The sequence below is a fragment of the Streptomyces olivochromogenes genome (assembly GCF_001514115.1).
GTDB lineage: Bacteria > Actinomycetota > Actinomycetes > Streptomycetales > Streptomycetaceae > Streptomyces > Streptomyces olivochromogenes.
Genome location: NZ_KQ948472.1, coordinates 1 through 816 on the forward strand (window position 1 = coordinate 1; position 816 = coordinate 816).

Sequence of the window (816 nt, forward strand, 5' to 3'; positions counted from 1 at the left end):
CCTCATCACCCAGAAACACCTCCTGGCCGAGGTCTGGGGAGCCAGCCAGAGCAACAAGACCAACTACCTGCGGGTCTACATGGCCCAACTCCGCCGCAAACTCGAGACCGACCCCGCCCACCCCCGCTACCTCATCACCGAACCCGGCATGGGATACCGCTTCGAAAGCTGAAGCACGCGCACGAAACCGACGAAGAGAAGAGAAGATGGCACGAGGCAAGCTTCGGATCTACCTCGGTGCGGCACCGGGGGTCGGCAAGACGTACGCGATGCTCTCCGAGGCGCACCGCCGGGTCGAGCGGGGCACAGACTGTGTGGTCGCGTTCGTGGAGCACCACAACCGGCCGCGCACCGAGGTGATGCTGCACGGGCTGGAGGAGATCCCCCGTAAGGAGTTGGAGTACCGCGGCACCGTCTTCACGGAGATGGACGTGGACGCGGTGCTGACCCGGCGCCCCCAGGTGGCCCTGGTCGACGAGCTGCCCCACACGAACATCCCCGGCTCCCGCAACGCCAAGCGCTGGCAGGACGTCGAGGAACTCCTCGCCGCCGGGATCGACGTGATCTCGACCGTCAACATCCAGCACCTGGAGTCGCTGGGCGACGTCGTCGAGTCCATCACCGGCATCCGGCAGCAGGAGACGGTGCCGGACGAGGTCGTACGCCGGGCCGACCAGATCGAACTGGTCGACATGTCACCGCCCGCGCTGCGTCGCCGTATGGCGCACGGCAACATCTACAAGTCCGACAAGGTCGACGCGGCGCTGTCCAACTACTTCCGCCCCGGCAATCTGACCGCGCTGCGCGAGCTCGCGC

2 protein-coding genes are annotated in these 816 nt (G+C 66.5%); both read left to right on the forward strand.

Going from position 1 to position 816, the window contains the following annotated elements; all coding sequences use genetic code 11:
* A partial coding sequence (locus tag AQJ27_RS40420) for a winged helix-turn-helix domain-containing protein (protein WP_208948613.1) occupies positions 1-172 on the forward strand: 172 nt, incomplete at its 5' end.
* A 34-nt stretch (positions 173-206) separates the two neighbouring features.
* The coding region (locus AQJ27_RS40425) for a histidine kinase (protein WP_483027184.1) at positions 207-816 on the forward strand (610 nt) is incomplete at its 3' end.